Source organism: Mesorhizobium sp. ISC25 (assembly GCF_042295465.1).
GTDB lineage: Bacteria > Pseudomonadota > Alphaproteobacteria > Rhizobiales > Rhizobiaceae > Mesorhizobium.
Genome location: NZ_CP135442.1, coordinates 64,566 through 80,841, shown reverse-complemented (window position 1 = coordinate 80,841; position 16,276 = coordinate 64,566). Strand labels below are relative to the sequence as shown.

The 16,276-nt window shown below is 60.8% G+C and carries 13 protein-coding genes and 1 pseudogene; all 14 read left to right on the top strand.

The genetic code is table 11. The features are described from left to right. Nucleotides 1–131 precede the first annotated feature (131 nt). Nucleotides 132–890: an ATP-binding protein gene (locus tag RQ479_RS32305; protein ID WP_376706265.1), complete on the top strand. Its 759-nt coding sequence runs from the start codon at nucleotides 132–134 to the stop codon at nucleotides 888–890. Between the two features lie 392 nt (nucleotides 891–1,282). Further along, a complete protein-coding gene (locus RQ479_RS32300) occupies nucleotides 1,283–2,638 on the top strand; it encodes an NAD(P)/FAD-dependent oxidoreductase (protein WP_376706264.1) in 1,356 nt (451 codons plus the stop codon). Nucleotides 2,639–2,694: 56 nt separating this feature from the next. Further along, nucleotides 2,695–3,929 (top strand): annotated as a pseudogene (hemA, locus tag RQ479_RS32295) (5-aminolevulinate synthase). Nucleotides 3,930–4,347: 418 nt separating this feature from the next. Next, complete coding sequence (locus tag RQ479_RS32290) at nucleotides 4,348–4,788, top strand: hypothetical protein (protein ID WP_376706263.1); 441 nt, start codon at nucleotides 4,348–4,350, stop codon at nucleotides 4,786–4,788. Nucleotides 4,789–5,193: 405 nt separating this feature from the next. Beyond that, nucleotides 5,194–6,414: an acyl-CoA dehydrogenase family protein gene (locus RQ479_RS32285; protein ID WP_376706262.1), complete on the top strand. Its 1,221-nt coding sequence runs from the start codon at nucleotides 5,194–5,196 to the stop codon at nucleotides 6,412–6,414. Between the two features lie 67 nt (nucleotides 6,415–6,481). Further along, nucleotides 6,482–7,285, top strand: a complete 804-nt coding sequence (locus tag RQ479_RS32280; protein ID WP_376706261.1) for an enoyl-CoA hydratase-related protein — start codon at nucleotides 6,482–6,484, stop codon at nucleotides 7,283–7,285. Between the two features lie 41 nt (nucleotides 7,286–7,326). Beyond that, nucleotides 7,327–8,553 carry a CaiB/BaiF CoA transferase family protein gene (locus RQ479_RS32275; protein WP_376706260.1) on the top strand — a complete coding sequence of 409 codons (1,227 nt, stop codon included), beginning with the start codon at nucleotides 7,327–7,329 and terminating at the stop codon, nucleotides 8,551–8,553. A 70-nt stretch (nucleotides 8,554–8,623) separates the two neighbouring features. Beyond that, on the top strand, nucleotides 8,624–9,409 hold the full coding sequence (locus RQ479_RS32270; protein WP_376706328.1) for an enoyl-CoA hydratase: 786 nt from the start codon (nucleotides 8,624–8,626) through the stop codon (nucleotides 9,407–9,409). A 71-nt stretch (nucleotides 9,410–9,480) separates the two neighbouring features. Further along, nucleotides 9,481–10,425, top strand: a complete 945-nt coding sequence (locus tag RQ479_RS32265) for a 3-hydroxyacyl-CoA dehydrogenase (protein ID WP_376706259.1) — start codon at nucleotides 9,481–9,483, stop codon at nucleotides 10,423–10,425. 2 nt (nucleotides 10,426–10,427) lie between these two features. After that, nucleotides 10,428–11,408: a 3-hydroxyacyl-CoA dehydrogenase NAD-binding domain-containing protein gene (locus RQ479_RS32260; RefSeq protein ID WP_376706258.1), complete on the top strand. Its 981-nt coding sequence runs from the start codon at nucleotides 10,428–10,430 to the stop codon at nucleotides 11,406–11,408. 100 nt (nucleotides 11,409–11,508) lie between these two features. Then, on the top strand, nucleotides 11,509–13,161 hold the full coding sequence (locus RQ479_RS32255) for a fatty acid--CoA ligase (RefSeq protein ID WP_376706257.1): 1,653 nt from the start codon (nucleotides 11,509–11,511) through the stop codon (nucleotides 13,159–13,161). A 218-nt stretch (nucleotides 13,162–13,379) separates the two neighbouring features. Next, complete coding sequence (locus tag RQ479_RS32250; protein ID WP_376706256.1) at nucleotides 13,380–14,180, top strand: acetoacetate decarboxylase family protein; 801 nt, start codon at nucleotides 13,380–13,382, stop codon at nucleotides 14,178–14,180. Nucleotides 14,181–14,365: 185 nt separating this feature from the next. Beyond that, nucleotides 14,366–15,169, top strand: a complete 804-nt coding sequence (locus RQ479_RS32245; protein ID WP_376706255.1) for an acetoacetate decarboxylase family protein — start codon at nucleotides 14,366–14,368, stop codon at nucleotides 15,167–15,169. A gap of 213 nt (nucleotides 15,170–15,382) precedes the next feature. After that, entirely contained in the window at nucleotides 15,383–15,937 is a 555-nt protein-coding gene (locus tag RQ479_RS32240) for a helix-turn-helix domain-containing protein (protein WP_376706254.1), read from the top strand. Nucleotides 15,938–16,276 lie beyond the last annotated feature (339 nt).

Here is a 16,276-nt window from a genome sequence, read left to right as displayed (position 1 = left end):
GGCCGAGCAGCCGGAAAGCCTGCGAGAAACGTCAAAAGATCAGATGCTTTGTACAAGCCATGAATCTTGAGACGTGATCAAATGCTACTTGAGGAAAGAAGATTCTGCGACACTCTCGATGGAGAGAAGCCATGGCTGACAATATCAACGGGACGTCTGGGCAGCGCGTTACTGGTAATATTGCCCCACCTGTAGTTCCTGATCCGCGCGTGTTGCTCACCTCCATTGTTCATGATTTCAACATATTGCTGACGCCGATCGTGTCCGTCCTTGAGGAAATGCAAGGTCGCGGTGCCGGAACGGCGCGGCAACTGAAAAAGATTGACGGCGCGATTTACTGTGCCTTTCGAGCCAAGACGTTGGCACGGCAACTGCTCGATTTTGCAAGCCCCCGACCAATCAAGCTCGCTGCGGTCGATGTCGGTCGGCTTCTAGAACGACTTGAGGCACCGCTTGCGAGCTTGTTGTCGACGCACATTCGCCTTGACCTCGACATCGCCCCAGATCTCCCCGAGGCCTCCATCGACCAGCAGCTTATCGAGCGGGCTTTGCTCAATCTTGTTTTGAACGCCCGTGACGCGATGCCGACCGGAGGCCGTGTGACGATCGCTGCTGCGCTAGATTGTCTGTCCAGCAATCGGGCGCGGGGAGGTGACTCGATGATCCGCCTGACAATCTCGGACTGCGGCATCGGGATGGATGCGGCGACCCTGAGAATGGCGGGGGAACCCCACTTTTCGACCAAGACAAATGGAACGGGCCTCGGTCTCGCAACTGTCAGGCAACTCATGGAACGCCAAGGTGGCGGGCTGTCGATCGCCAGCGCGCCTGATCGCGGCACCACCATCGATTTGTGGCTTCCTGTGATGTCAGCGTCATGCGCCGATTAGTCATGTCCATCAGGAGAACGTGCAATGGATGTCCGCGCTCTGATAATCAAAGTTGGTTCGACAACCAGTGATTTCTTCTGGCCGCGCTACCGGCCGGAGTTGCACTATATGCGAGGGGCTGGACCGGCCACTGCTCGCCGTGCCGTCCTGGCTCAGTCGCGCCAAGTGCTGCCGACGCTGCGCGAAGAGCAGCGGCAGCCTCTGCTGGCGACGCGCTCACTACCTCCAGGATCTCCAAGCATCCGTTGAGCTCGCCACAATACGAACGCCGCAAGTACGTTCCGCTCGCGGCAGATCAGTACAAGAGAGATGTGCATAGGGAAGGTATCGCATTGCATGGACTTCAGGTCGGCCAGTTGCACGACCCCCAGCTAATCATGAGGTGACGAGCTATGTTGGCTGTAACTGATGCCTCCGAAAACGCCGTCGACGGTGAAGGTTCACGCCCCATGCGGCCGCGGGTCGTTATCCTCGGGGCCGGTTTTGCCGGAGTGGCCGCGGCGCGCGCCCTCAAGAAGTCCGATGCGGGCGTGGTTCTGATCGATCGCCGCAATCATCATATCTTCCAGCCGCTGCTCTATCAGGTAGCGACCGCAGTGCTCGCGCCGTCCGAGATCGCGGCGCCGATCAGGCAACTTGAGGCGAAGCAAGCCAATTTGGATGTGATGCTCGCCGACGTCGTCGACGTTGATACGACCCATCGCACGGTCGACACCCTCTGTCCCGGGATCGGCCTCCGCAAGGTGCGGTTCGATTTCCTCGTGGTCGCGACGGGCACGCTTCCGAGCTATTTTGGCCACGACGAATTTGCAGCCTTTGCACCTGGGATCAAGAATCTCACCGACGCTGAGGCGATTCGAACGAAGATCCTGAGGGCGTTCGAAATGGCCGAGGCAACCGATGATGAGAATGAGCGCACCCGCCAGATGAATTTTGTGCTCGTCGGTGCCGGACCGACGGGCGTCGAACTCGCGGCATCGATCGCACAGATGGTGAGGGTCACACTGCGGCGGAATTTCCGGAAGATCGATCCGGCAACCAGCACGATCACTTTGATCGAGGGAGGCGACCGGGTTCTTCCGAGCTTTGTTCCGTCCCTGTCGAGAAAGGTCGCCAGACGCCTTGGGAGGCTCGGCGTGAAGGTCGTGACCAACGTCAAGGTCGACCGTGTTGACGCAGAGGGTGTGATCGCGGGAGGCGAGAGGATTCCAAGCGCGACCGTGTTGTGGACGGCAGGCATGGCCGCATCACCAATCGTCAAGCTGTTTAGGGTCAAGACGGATCGGGCGGGCAGGGCATTGGTCGAGCCTCACCTCAATTTGCCGGGTCAACCAAACATATTCGTGGTCGGCGATGCGGCGTCCATACAGCAGAACGGACGACCCGTACCCGGCGTCGCGCAAGCGGCCATCCAGCAAGGGCGCTATGTCGGCCGACTGATCTCCGATCAGATCAAGGGGCGCGAACCAAAGCGGGCGTTTCGCTATCGAGACAAGGGCAACATGGCGGTCGTTGGCAAGAATTTCGCCATCCTGGAGTCCGGTCATTTGAGAACGGGTGGCATGCTGACCTTTTTCATATGGGTTTTCGTTCACCTGATGGCTCTACCCCAACTTCAGAACCGTTGGAGGGTGCAATCGCAATGGCTGTGGTCGTATCTGACCGGTCAGCGTAGCTCGCGGCTGATTTCTGAAGCCCCACGACCCACAAATGTCCCGGTCGCGACCAAACAAACTACAGTGCCGTGATCCGTCCCGTGCGCGAAAGCAAAGATCTCTCAAGGCAGCCATACCTCTGGTCGGGCGTGTCTTCGCCTAGCTACGGCGACTTTTTTGCTGCGGCACTTGCGCGGCTCTGCGAGGAACAGCGCTACCGGGTGTTCGTCGAGCTCGAGCGAATTGCTGGCTGCTATCCCCTTGCCATCTGGCAGTCTCCGGAAGGCCCCCGGGAGGTTGTGGTCTGGTGCTCGAACGATTATCTCGGAATGAGCCAGCATCCGGCTGTTGTGGGTGCCATGTGCTCCACCGCGAACAGAGCGGGAGTGGGCGCTGGCGGGACGCGCAATATAGCCGGAACAAGCTCGCCGATCGTCGAGCTCGAGCGTGAACTTGCCGATCTTCATTGCAAGACGGCCGCCTTGGTTTTCACCTCGGGTTACGTCTCGAACCAGACGGGCATTTCGACTATTGCCAAGCTGATCCCGAACTGCCTGATCCTGTCGGACGAGTTCAATCACAATTCCATCATCGAGGGTGTCCGCCAGTCCGGCGCGGAAAAAATGATTTGGCGTCACAACAACATGGCGGATCTGGAAAGGCTGCTCACGGCGGCGGGGCGGGGGCGTCCGAAGCTAATCGTGTTCGAAAGCCTCTACTCCATGGACGGCGATGTCGCTCCGATCTCAGAGATCTGCGAGCTAGCCAAAACGCACGGTGCCATGACCTACTGCGATGAAGTTCACGCGGTCGGACTGTACGGTCCGCGCGGCGCTGGAGTAGCGGCACGCGAAGGCGTCATGCACCGCATTGACGTGATCGAAGGAACTCTTGCAGAAGCTTTCGGCTGTCTCGGCGGGTACATTGCTGGCAGCAGGAACCTGATCGACGCGGTCCGCTCATACGCGCCCGGCTTCATTTTTACGACCGCCCTTCCTCCGCCGATCTCAGCGGCAGCGACCGCGGCGATCCGGCATTTGAAGGCCGCCGACCGGGAGCGCTTCAATCACCGAAAGCGCGTTGATGAGGTAAGATCACATCTAGCCAATGCCGGTCTGCCGGTTGGACACACCGATACCCACATCATTCCTATATTTGTGGGCGTCCCGAGAAGTGCAGGGCGATCAGCGATTTGCTGTTGAGCGAGCACAGTATCTACATCCAACCGATCAACTTCCCCACCGTTCCTAGGGGAACAGAGAGGCTTCGGATAACCCCGTCACCTTTGCACGAGGACCGCATGGTCGGCGAACTCGGTCATGCGCTGGTAGACGTATGGTCTCGCTTGGGACTGCCTCTAGGAGACGATCTGCCAGCGACATAGTGACAATCGTCGTGACATCAGCGTGTTGCTGCCCCTGAGCTCCGCTAGCACGGATCAGAGATTCTCAGGCTGCTTGACATTATGGGCGCCACTTTTTTTTGGAGCGCAGCATTTCATGGCCGTAAATGCGGTCCGCATCATGGCAACCGGTTCGGAACGGCCAGCACTTCGCGCCAAGCTCCTGACCCTGGTGAGCGGAGATCTTGCTGCCAACTGCGTGAAATCACCAATGCGGTTTCCGCTCTCGGCGTGGAGTAGCCGGCGGCTCGGCAGCAAGGGCAAAAGGTTCTGTTAGCCATTTGCTTTAACCGTCGAAACAAACAAGCCGGCGCATGTCGATCAAATCCAGCGACGATCGGCCCCAGTAAGCTCCTGCTGCAGCCGATTGAAATGCGCAGCAGCTCGCAGGAGCACGACAATGGTCAAGAAGCCCACGACCAACGATGGTTTTGATCGTGCGAGGCTCAGGGAGGCCGCCAACCACCTGACAAATGGTCTGATTGAGCAGCTGCACGACATCCTCAAACACAGCGCACAGGAAAACCTGAAAGGCGCCCAGAGATGCGGCCAGACGGCGGTCAATTTGATGCAGGCCGCCGCAGTCCTCAGGACTGTTCACGACTACGCCGACATGACTTCCAGGCGGCTTCGGCAGATCGCATCGCTCATGCTGTTGGGGAAGGAGGCAGGTGACAAACCTGAGTACTTCGAGCTCTGCGACAGCGAAGGCCCCGGCTGCGACTGCGAGGTGGTGTGCAAACATAAGCCGAAGCACCTTCTTAGCGAGGGAGAGAAGACATTCGGCGACGCCCTCCAACGGAGCCGTCAGTTCTTTCAGAACGAACCGCCGAATGGATAGTGATATTGGATCTCCGGTTGATGGCCTGGGTGTGGACACAGAACCGGTCAGCATGGCGGTTCAGGTGGTCATTCGCGATCCGCGAGGCCGGCTGTCCAATCGCCCGGTTTTTGAAGGAAAGTCGATCCCCTTCTGATTTCCTTATAGCGAACCACATCAATCCAGACTGGTTGCGCCGCGCGCCGCGGCTCGTGGAGCGGACCTTATGTCTTGCCCGCATTCGTAGGCCTTGCCATTCCGGTGCCATTTCGCGAACCGAAGCAAGCACCGCTGAGATCATGAGGATTGGGGGCACAGGCGTCCTACCCGCCGCAGAGTTCTCCAAGAAGAAAGCGCCGGCCGAAGCCATAGTCCCACTCACACTTCATTCCGAGAGATCGGGACAATCGAGCAGGAGAACGAAGGATGGCAATGGCGGTTGCGACCAAGGAAGACAAGAAGGCGAAGCCTTTACCCGCGCCGAACAGCGACTTCTACCAGCTTGTCGATGTCCTGACCCCCGACGAATTGGCGGTGGTCAAGAAGGTGCGGGCCTATATGGAGAGCAAGGTCCAGCCGATCATCAACAAGTACTGGTCCGAAGACGCGTTTCCCTTCGAGCTGCTGCCTTCGTTCAAGGAACTGGGACTCGGTGGCCTTGGCTACGAGGGTTATGGCTGCGCCGGCGGCAGCCAGAAGCTGTTCGGCTTTGTCGCAATGGAGTTGGCACGCGTCGACGCTTCGTTCTGCACTTTCTTCGGCGTGCATAGCGGCCTGGCCATGGGCTCGATCTATCTCGACGGCTCCGAGGAGCAGAAGCACAAGTGGCTGCCGCCGATGGCGCGCTGGGACAAGATCGGCTGCTTCGGCCTGACCGAGCCACTGGTCGGTTCGGGCACGAGCGGAGGCCTGACCACCACCGCCAAGCGCGAGGGCGATACGTGGGTGCTCAATGGCCAGAAGCGCTGGATCGGCAACGCGACGTGGTGCGACGTGTCGATCATCTGGGCGCGCGACCTCGCCGACAATCAGGTGAAGGGCTTTATCGTCGAGAACAAGACGACGCCAGGCTTCAGCGTCGAAAAGATCGAATACAAGATTGCGCTCAAGGTCGTTCAGAACGGTGTCATCACACTCAAGGATGTCCGCATTCCGGAAGCCAACCGCCTGCAGGGCGGCAACTCGTTTCGCGATACCGCGCGGGTGCTGCGGATGACGCGTTACATGGTCGGCTGGGCGTCGACCGGCATCCAGATGGGCGCGTTCGAAGCAACACTCAAATACACACAGGAGCGTCTGCAGTTCGGCAAACCGATCGCTTCGTTCCAGATGGTGCAGGATATCCTCGCCAAGATGCTCGCCAACGTGACCGCGTGCCAGTGCCTGATGGTTCGCCTGGCGCAAATGGATGACGAAGGCAAGCTCGCCGACCACCACGCCTCACTAGCCAAGGCGTTCTGCACGGCAAAGTCGCGCGAAACGGTTTCGTGGGGACGCGAGCTGCTCGGCGGCAACGGCATCGTCGCCGACTACAATGTCGCGCGCTTCTTCAACGACGCCGAAGCGCTCTACTCATACGAAGGCACCTATCAGATGCAGAATCTGATCGTCGGCAAAGCCATCACCGGCCTTGGCGCATTCGTGTGAGCAGCGGCGAGCCAGGGTCGCTCCCCCCGCCCTGGCTCGCCCCCCTTTTTCGAACAGGAGTATCATCATGGCCGTGGAAACGGCGGGCCTGGCGCTCGCAAACGTCCTCTATGAGAAGAAGGGCGCTATTGCCTACGTCACCGTCAATCGCCCAAAGCTTCTCAACGCGCTCAATACGCCGACGTGGTCGGATTTGGGAACGGCCTTCGCGGACGCTCGGGACGACGCTGCGATACGTGGCGTCATCCTGACGGGTGCCGGCGACAAGGCTTTCATCGCGGGCGCCGACATCAGCGAGCTTGCAGAGGTATCAGCGTTCGAAGCTGAACAGTCCAGCCGGTTCGGGCAGGGGGTGCTCGATCTCATTGAGAATCTCGGCAAGCCGGTGATTGCAGCCGTGAACGGATTTGCGCTCGGCGGCGGCTGTGAGACGGCGATGGCCTGCACAATCAGGATCGCGGTGGAAACGGCGAGGTTCGGCCAGCCGGAAGTCACACTGGGATTGGTACCCGGTGGCGGTGGAACGCAACGACTGCCGCGGCTGGTCGGCAAGGGCCGCGCCCTTCAGCTTATTCTCTCCGGGGAGATGATTACAGCCCAGGAGGCGCATCGGATCGGGCTGGTCAACGAGATTGTTCCGGCCGCCGAGCTGATCACGCGCGCCGAGGCGATCCTGCGGAAGATCGCCGCCAACGCTCCGATTGCCATCAGGTTCGCGCTCGAGGCGGCAAACAAGGGGATGGAGACGAGCCAAGGCGAAGGCCTGCTGCTCGAGGCCTCCTACTTCGGGCTGTGCGCGGCAACCGAGGACAAGAAGGAGGGGACGACCGCCTTCCTCGAGAAGCGCGCGCCACAGTTCCGTGGACGCTGAACAAACCCGACGCATACGGCAATTCAGAAAGGACAGCCCATATGGCAACCGACAACATTTTCGCCGGACTGAAGGTGGTAGACTTGGCCAGCTTCATCGCGGGGCCAGCCGCCGCGGTGATCCTGTCCGACTTCGGCGCCGACGTCATCAAGGTCGAGCCGCCAACCGGCGACACGTGGCGGATCGGATACAAGGTCCCGCCGCAGCCTCGGTCAAAGGATAACTACCCCTGGCATCTCAACAACCGCAACAAGCGCGGATTGGCGCTCGATCTGAAGTCGCCCGAAGCGTGGGAGGTTCTGCGGCGGCTGGTGGAGTGGGCCGACGTTCTGATCGTCAACACGCCGCATCCGGCTCGCGAAAAACTCAAGCTCGGTTATGACGATGTCGTGCCGTGGAACCCGCGTCTGATCTATGCGGACGTTACCGGCTATGGCGACGACGGGCCTGATGCACAGCTTCCGGGGTTCGACATCACGGCCTACTGGGCACGAAGCGGACTGCTGTCATTGACACGAGATGCCGGTGCCCCGCCGACACTGCCAGTAGCAGGCAGCGGCGACCATGCGACGGCGGTCAGCCTCTATTCGGCAATCGTCACGGCGCTCTACCGGCGGGAACGCACGGGGAAGGGTTCGTACGTCACCACCTCGCTGCTCGCTGCCGGCGTCTGGGCCAGTGCTGTCACGGCACAGGCTGCGCTTGCCGATGCCACGTTCTTCCCATTGCACGATCGCGCCAACCCGCCGAACGCGACCTTGAATGTCTATCGGGCGGCCGACGAGACATGGTTCTTGATCGTGCTGACACCCGACAAATGGCCGGCTCTGGTCAATGCGATTGGTCGTCCGGATCTCCTGACGGATGCCCGTTTCGCGGACCCTGCAAAACAGGCCGCGAATTCAGGGCAACTCACCGCGCTTCTGGATCAGATCTTTGCTGCGCAGCCGATGGCACACTGGGGCGAAGTCTTCGAGCACGCCCATCTAACCTTCGGCGTGGTGCAGGCACCCAGCGAAGTGATCAAGGACCCGCAGCTCAGGGCGAATGATATCGTCGTGTCGCTCGAGGGCGCCGGTGGAAACCTCAATTCCACGATCGGCAGCCCGTTGAAGGTGCATGGCGTCGCCAAGGCTCCGGCCCGGCGCGCGCCTGAGCTTGGCGAGCACAGCGAGGAAATCCTCAAGCAGCTCGGCTTCAGCTCTACGGAGATTGACGGGCTGCAGGCCGGCGGAACTGTTCCAAGGGCGCCAGGGCGTGCCGCATAGAACGAAGCACCACAACTCCTCGAGCTTTGCCGAGCTCAAGCGAATTTTGGACGAACGGGAATTGAAGACGATGGATGAGATAGTTACGGAACGGTCCGACGGCGTGCTTCGCGTTGAATTGAACCGGACGGAAAAGAAGAACGCGCTGACTTCGAGCATGTACGCGAAGCTCGCTGATGTCTTCAAGGACGCGGCCAAGGATGAGGGCGTACGTGTCGTGCTGTGGCATGGCGCGGGAGACGCCTTCAGCGCCGGCAACGATATCCAGGACTTTCTGAAGAACCCTCCGGGTCCTGGAGAATCTCCTCAGGCCCGGCTGATGAACGCACTGGTCGATTTCGACAAGCCGATCGTTGCGGCCGTGCGCGGTGCCGCAGTCGGAAGCGGGACCACCGTGCTGTTGCACTGCGACTTCGTCTATGCAGGCGAAAGCACCCGGTTCCAGATGCCTTTCATCAACCTGGCTTTGGTGCCGGAATTCGGGTCGAGCTACGCCGTTCCGGCGACCATCGGGCACATTCGCTCTGCCGAGCTCATTCTGCTGGGGTCAGCGTTCGATGCCAGGCGCGCAGCGGACCTGGGATTGGTCACACAAGTTGTGCTCGATGAGAACCTGCTGCCGGTGGCGATCGAAACGGCGCGGAAGCTGTCAGGGAAACCGGCTGGTGCGCTCCAAGCCTCCAAGCGACTTCTCAAGCGTTCGTTTCGCGAACAGTTCAAAGCGGCAATGCAGGCCGAGAACGAGGCATTCAGCGTGCACGTTCGCTCTGATGAGGCGAACGAGGCGCTGACGGCCTTTCTGGAAAAGCGCCCTCCCGACTTCACCAAAACCAGGAAACCTGCAGCGGCCGCCTAGGGCCGCTGGGGACGAACGAATTTGCAGGATGCCGCACTTCGGCATCGAGGCCCTGTGAAAGGAGAGAGCCAATGAATGACGCTTTCGCGACGAAGTCGAAACCAACATCGAACCGCAAGGACTCGGTTGGCCGCCTGTTCGTTCTCGAGCTGAGTGGTGACCGCATCCACGCTATGAACCCGGACGGCTCCGACCGGAAGGTCATCGTCACCGGCTGTCATCTGCCCGACGGCATAGTGGTCGATGTCGAGGCCGGTCATATCTACTGGACAAACATGGGGGTGCCCAACCTGAACGACGGTTCGATCGAGCGCGCCGACCTCAATGGTAGCAATCGCAAGGTGATCGTCCCCCAGGGCATCACGCACACACCAAAGCAGCTTCACCTGGAGAAGCGGAGCGGCAAGCTCTACTGGTGTGACCGCGAGGGCATGCGGGTGATGTGCGCAAATCTCGACGGTTCGGGTGTCGAAACGCTGGTACAGACAGGCGAGGGCGAGGACGACAGCCGCGACGCCACCAATTGGTGCGTGGGTATTACGGTCGACCCTGTTCGTGGGCAAATTTACTGGACACAGAAGGGTCCGGACAATGCCGGCCTCGGCTGCATCTTCCGGGCGGGCATAGACATACCCAAGGGCGAGGACGCCGCCAGTCGAACGGACATCGAAACATGGTTCGACGAGCTGCCTGAACCAATCGACCTCGAGCTCGACCTCGAGAGCCGCGTTCTCTACTGGACGGATCGCGGCAATCCGCCAGCCGGCAATACGGTCAATCGGGCCTCGATCGATGCACCGGCCAGAAATGGATACGCACCTGAGCTCGTCGTCAGCGACCTGATGGAAGGTATCGGTATCGCGCTCGATGTTCCCGGCAATCGGATGTTCGTCACCGACCTTGGCGGCTCCGTCTATTCGGCAAAGCTCGATGGCTCCCAGAAGCGCGCGCTTCTCTTCGCCGAAGGCAATCTGTCCGGCGTCGCGTACGCCGAAATCCCCTCGACGGAGAAATGACCATGGCTGGCAGCAAGCAGATCTCTCAGGTCGCCATTATCGGGACGGGTGTCATCGGCGCCAGCTGGGCAGCACAGTTCCTGGCAAAGGGGCTCGATGTCGTGGCGACGGATATCGCTCCGGATGCGGAAGCTTCATTGAGACGCTTTGTCGATGCGGCCTGGCCCGCGCTCGACAGGCTGGGGCTCTCCCCCGGGGCCTCTCCAATGCGGCTGGCCTTTACCGCAGACATGTCGGAGGCCGTCAAGGGAGCCGATCTCGTCCAAGAGAATGGACCGGAGCGGATCGACTTCAAGAAAAAGCTGTACGGTCAGCTCGACGAACTGCTGCCGTCCGATGTGATCATCGCCTCGAGCTCATCGGGCCTGACAATGAGCGAGATCCAGTCCGGTTGCCCGTTCCACCCCGAACGTTGCGTCATCGCGCATCCGTTCAATCCGCCGCATCTGGTCCCGTTGGTCGAGATCGTCGGCGGCGCCAGGACGTCCGAGGAGACGATTCGGCGCGCTTCGGAATTCTACACGGCTCTGGGCAAGAAAACGGTCCGGCTGCACAAGGAAGTGCCCGGGCATGTCGCCAATCGGTTGCAGTCTGCGCTTGCGCGGGAGGTGTATCATCTGGTTGGCGAGGGCGTCGTCAGTGTCGCCGACGTCGACACCGCGCTCTCCTGGGGACCGGGACTGCGGTGGGGCATCATGGGCCAGGTGCTGCTCAATCATCTCGGCGGCGGCCAAGGCGGCATGGAGCATTTCCTGCAGCAATTCACCGGTCCGATGACGGCATGGTGGAAGGTCCTCGGTTCGCCGGAACTGACACCGGAACTTCAGCAGAAGCTGATCGATGGCGTTCGCGCCGAGGTGGGTTCGCGGTCGATTAACGACCTGGCCGCCGAGCGAGACGAGGTCCTGCTTGGGCTTCTGGAATTGCGAAACAAGGCGGCTGAACAAGCGGCGCAGCCGAGAAAAACCGATCGCGTCGCCTAGCAACAAGGCGGGTCAAAGTGAGGCCCGCGTCATCAACGCCACTGGGCCGGCGTCCTCGCCATCGAGCGCTGACGCGCGACATATCCCCGAGGACGCCGCCATGGCCGGAAGACCTATAGAAGTCACCAGCTCCGCCTATCAATATCCCTTGCTCATCAAGCAGCTGTGGCATACCCCGCTTCTGCAGGCGCCCGATCAGGAGATCGTCTATCGGGATAGGGGGCGTCTCACCTATCGCCAGTTGCGCGAGCGCATCGGGCGGCTCGCATACAGCCTCGATAGGCTTGGCGTCCGCGCCGGCGACACCGTCGGCATACTCGACTGGGACAGCAACCGATTCCTGGAAGCCTATTTTGCAGTTCCCATGATGGGCGCGGTCTTGCAGACGGTGAACGTGCGTCTGTCGCCGGAACAACTCGCCTATACGATCGATCACGCAGGCTCGTCAGTGCTTCTGGTCAATGACGACTTCGTCCCGGTTCTGGAAGGCATCAAGCAGCAACTGCCCAAGGTGAGGACGCTGATCCTGATGTCGGATCGAGCGGCGCCCCAGACCGGCGGGCTTTCGTTCGCCGGCGAATATGAGGACCTGCTGCGCGGCGCTTCGCCCGACTACAGCTTTCCGGACTTCGACGAGAACATCCTTGCCACAACCTTTTATACGACAGGGACAACGGGTGCGCCGAAGGGGGTCCACTTCAGCCATCGCCAGCTGGTTCTGCATTCACTCGCCGAAATGGCTTTCCTGGGTACCGCCGCAAAACAAGGCCGGTTCTGTCGCGACGACGTCTATATGCCGATCACCCCGATGTTCCACGTGCACGCCTGGGGGTTTCCGTGGACGGCGACGCTTGCCGGCGTCAAGCAAGTGTATCCGGGACGCTACGATCCGGCTTTCCTCGTCAAGCTGATCAAAACCGAGGGTGTGACCTTCACGCACGGCGTGCCTACGATCCTGCAGATGCTGCTCGGCGCGGCCATGGCGGCAGGAACCGATCTCGCCGGCCTGAAGATGGTGGTTGGAGGTTCCGAATTGCCGAAGGCGCTTGCCAGACAGGCGCTTGCGCTGGGCGTCGACGTCTTTGCCGGCTATGGCATGTCGGAGAGCGCACCGGTGCTTTGCCTGGCGCAGGTGAAATCGGCGGATCTCACAGGCGGTTCCGACAAGGAGATCGATATCCGAACCAAAGCAGGGATGGCTGCACCGCTGGTCGATATCCGTTTGGTAGGTACGGACCGCAGCGAACTGCCGCATGACGGAAAAACGCCCGGCGAAATCGTCGTGCGCGCGCCGTGGCTCACGCAGGGATATGTCGACAACGCCGAAGCGTCCGAGCAGCTGTGGGCCGGCGGCTATCTGCACACCGGCGACATCGGCATCATCGAACCGGGCGGGTACGTCCGGATCGTCGACCGGATCAAGGACGTCATAAAGACGGGTGGTGAATGGGTGTCATCGCTGCAGCTCGAAGATCTCATTTCGCAGTGCAAGGGTGTGTCGGAAGCCGCTGTCATCGGCGTCAAGGACGACAAATGGGGAGAACGACCGCTGGCGCTCGTCATCAGGGACGCCCACACGGGCGACGATCTCAGCGACACGCAGATCAAGGCGCACCTGAAAGCCTTCGCCGATGCCGGCGTGATGTCGAAATTCGGAATCCCGGACATGATCCTGTTTGTCGATGCGCTCCCCAAGACAAGCGTCGGCAAGTTCGACAAGAAGCGGCTCAGAGAGACATACGGCGAACGCTAGCTCATGCCGCGACCTCACGGGAATACCAAGGCGCAGGGGATTATTCAGGGACTGGTTGGCCCTGCCGGCGAGGACGATCACGTGGTTGCCTTGTTCTCGGAGATAGGGCGCAGAAGTGACCAAATCGCAGCATGCCGGCACAAGCGACCAGGATTCGGCGGAGTTAGATTCTTGTCGCTAACGGCAGCGGATAGACAGTCTCCGCTAGGGGCTTTGAAATGCTGAAGGGTTTTGCCGTCCCGCTGTCTCCCCTTGCGACGGCCGCATTGACGCCGCCGCCGCCCTGGCATTTCGCCGGCGATGCTCTGGCGGTCGAGTTTTGGGGTGACCCGGAACTCTCGGCCGATACACTCCCGAGAGGCGTGGAACTCGACGGAAAAGGTAACGGTCACGCAGTCGCGCTCTTTCTCGACTACCAGTTTACCGCGCAGAATGACGAACATCTTGATCCGGCACGCTACCAGAGCCGCGGTTTTGCGGTTCTTTTGGATGCGATTTGGCGGGGATCGTCAATCGCCTGGTGCCCCTACGCATATGTCGACAACGACGCCGCCTTGCTGCGAGGCTGGATCTGCGGCTACCCTGAAAAGATTGGTTCCGTGCACCAGACTCGAACTTTTGCCGCGCTCAGCGCGGCCTCGGCGCCGCTTGCCAGCGACAGCAGGTTCGCCGCGTACCTGTCCGCGCATGGACGGGTGCTGGCACAGGCGCGCGTCACCCTGCGGCACAAAGCGGGCGATCTCGTTGGTCTCCTCGATCGACCGACCATGACCCGGCGTTATTTTCCACGGCTCTCCGCGGGCATGCACGACAAGCCGGCAGTTGATGAATTGGTTCACTTGAGTTCAGACAAGCTTGTCCTGGCAAACCTATGGGTGGGCGACGGCGAGCTCGCTTTTCCGGAGGCGTGCGGCGAAGAGCTCGACACTTTGTGTCCGATAAAGGTCGGGCGCGGCGTTCGGTTCTCGTTCTCGTATTCAGTCAGCGACTACGAGATCCTGGCAGACCTGACCGCCTAGCCGATGCTTCCCCGCACCCCTTTCAGAATACGAGCACGCGAGAAGGGCGCTCGAACCATTCAGCCAGCGGGAGTGACTTGCCGCAGCAATGAACAAGGCGGCGACACATGGCGATCAATTCCGGTTGCGCTCCGTCTCAAAAGAAACACCTCACCTTCAAAATTGAATGACGCTGGAGATCACAAATGTTGAAGGGGTTTACCCTTCCGAAGTCGCCTTTCGGCCAGGCCGCACTCACGCCGCCGCCTCCGTGGCACTACTCCAGTGACGTTGTGGGTGTCGAATTCTGGACAGACCCCGGCGCGGCGGCGGCAACATTGCCGAGCGGCCTCACGCCCGATCCGAAGTCCAACGGCCGTTGCGTCGTGATGTTCCTCGACCGGCAGTTCACGGCCCAGGATGACGAATATCTCAATCCCGCTCGCTACCAGTATCGCGAAGCGTTTGTGCTGCTCGACGCCATGTATGGCGACACTCCGGTGATGTGGTGTCCCTATGTCTTCGTCGACAACGATGCCGCGCTGGCGCGCGGATGGACGCAGGGTTTTCCCCAGAAGCTGGGCAGCATTTTCCAGACGCGCAGCTATGCGGCGAAGAGCCCCGCGGCCGCGCCGCTCGCGCCGGGCAGTCGCTTTGGAGCGAGCCTTTCTGCACACGGCCAACGTCTGGCGGAAGCACGCATCACGTTGCGCCGGCCTGTCCAGGACGGGCTGTCGCTACTCGGCCGACCCACGGTGTTGCTGCGCTACTTCCCTCGGCTTGCAGCCGGACACCAGGACAAGCCAGCGATCGACGAACTGACGATGTCGGTCACCGACAATGTTGCGGTTGCCGAAGCGTGGATCGGAGAGGGCGAACTGAACCTGCCGGAGGCACGCGGCGAGGAGCTTCACTCTCTGGTGCCGCAACGGATAGAGTCAGGATTCCGCTATTCGCTCGCCTACTCCGTCACCGACCTCAAAATATTGGAGGACCACACCTCCCGATGATCGCGAAGCTGACCTTCCGGGCGGCGCCAACCGCTACAGGAGACAGTAGGAGCGCATCATCATTGCCGGTCCGTTCCGGCGAGCCGCGCGGAGATTAGCGGCTGCGTAAAACGATTAACGCTTCACAACGTCTCTTAACAAGTCAATCCGGCGCCTCTGGGCCATCCTCTCATGCGTCCCCATTGTGGCGGTGGGTCGTTTGTGAGGTTCGATATGGAACGGCCATACGAGGAGGTTGCAGACGTTTCGCCCCCAACCGATTTCGAGTTTGGTTCCCTGGCAAACAGCCTCGCACTGCTCCTCGAAGCAGCAACAAGCGAACTCGAGCATGACCGGGAGGCAGCAAAGACCACGCTGGCCGCCGCCGCATCCATCCTCCGGTCGGAGATTGATCGACGCTCAGCCGTCCACGGCACCCGAACGGGTGGGTTGGCGGGTTGGCAGATAGCGCGCGTCAGGTCCTTCATCGACCGGAACCTGCACCGAACCATCCACGCGAGTGACCTCAGCGCCATAGCGCGGCGGAGCACGGCGCATTTCTCGCGCTCGTTCAAGCTGGCATTTGGGGAACCGCCGCACGCTTACATCATCAGGCGACGGCTCGAGGAAGCCTGTCACATGATGCTGACCAGTTCTGCCTCGCTGAGCGAAATCGCCTTGAACGTCGGATGTTCCGACCAGGCACATTTGTCCAAGCTATTCAGGCAGGCGTTTGGCCAAAGCCCGGCCAACTGGCGGCGCGAACGCGAGACCCCATGGCACAACTGACCCTTGAGGCCCGCCGCGCCGGCGATACGAGACTGTATGCAAAAAAGCGTTCACCCACCGGAGCGTCGCCTCATGTGCTGGGGCGCGACCGTGGCCGAATGCTCGTTTGCGTCGAGAGATGCCGTGTTAGCCGTGCAGCCGCACGAAGGCGTGCCCGCTCCGGCATGGGCGCTACGCGCGCCTCGGCTTGTCGGCCCACCTAAGCGAGAAGTCTCCCTGCAATTAGCCTGCTATCCAGTCTCCCGCTAACCAGTTCTGGTTAGCGCATGGCTGAATAAGCAATTGCCCAAAGCTGGAGCATTTGCTCGGCACATCATAATAGGGCTTGTCCAGGGTTTC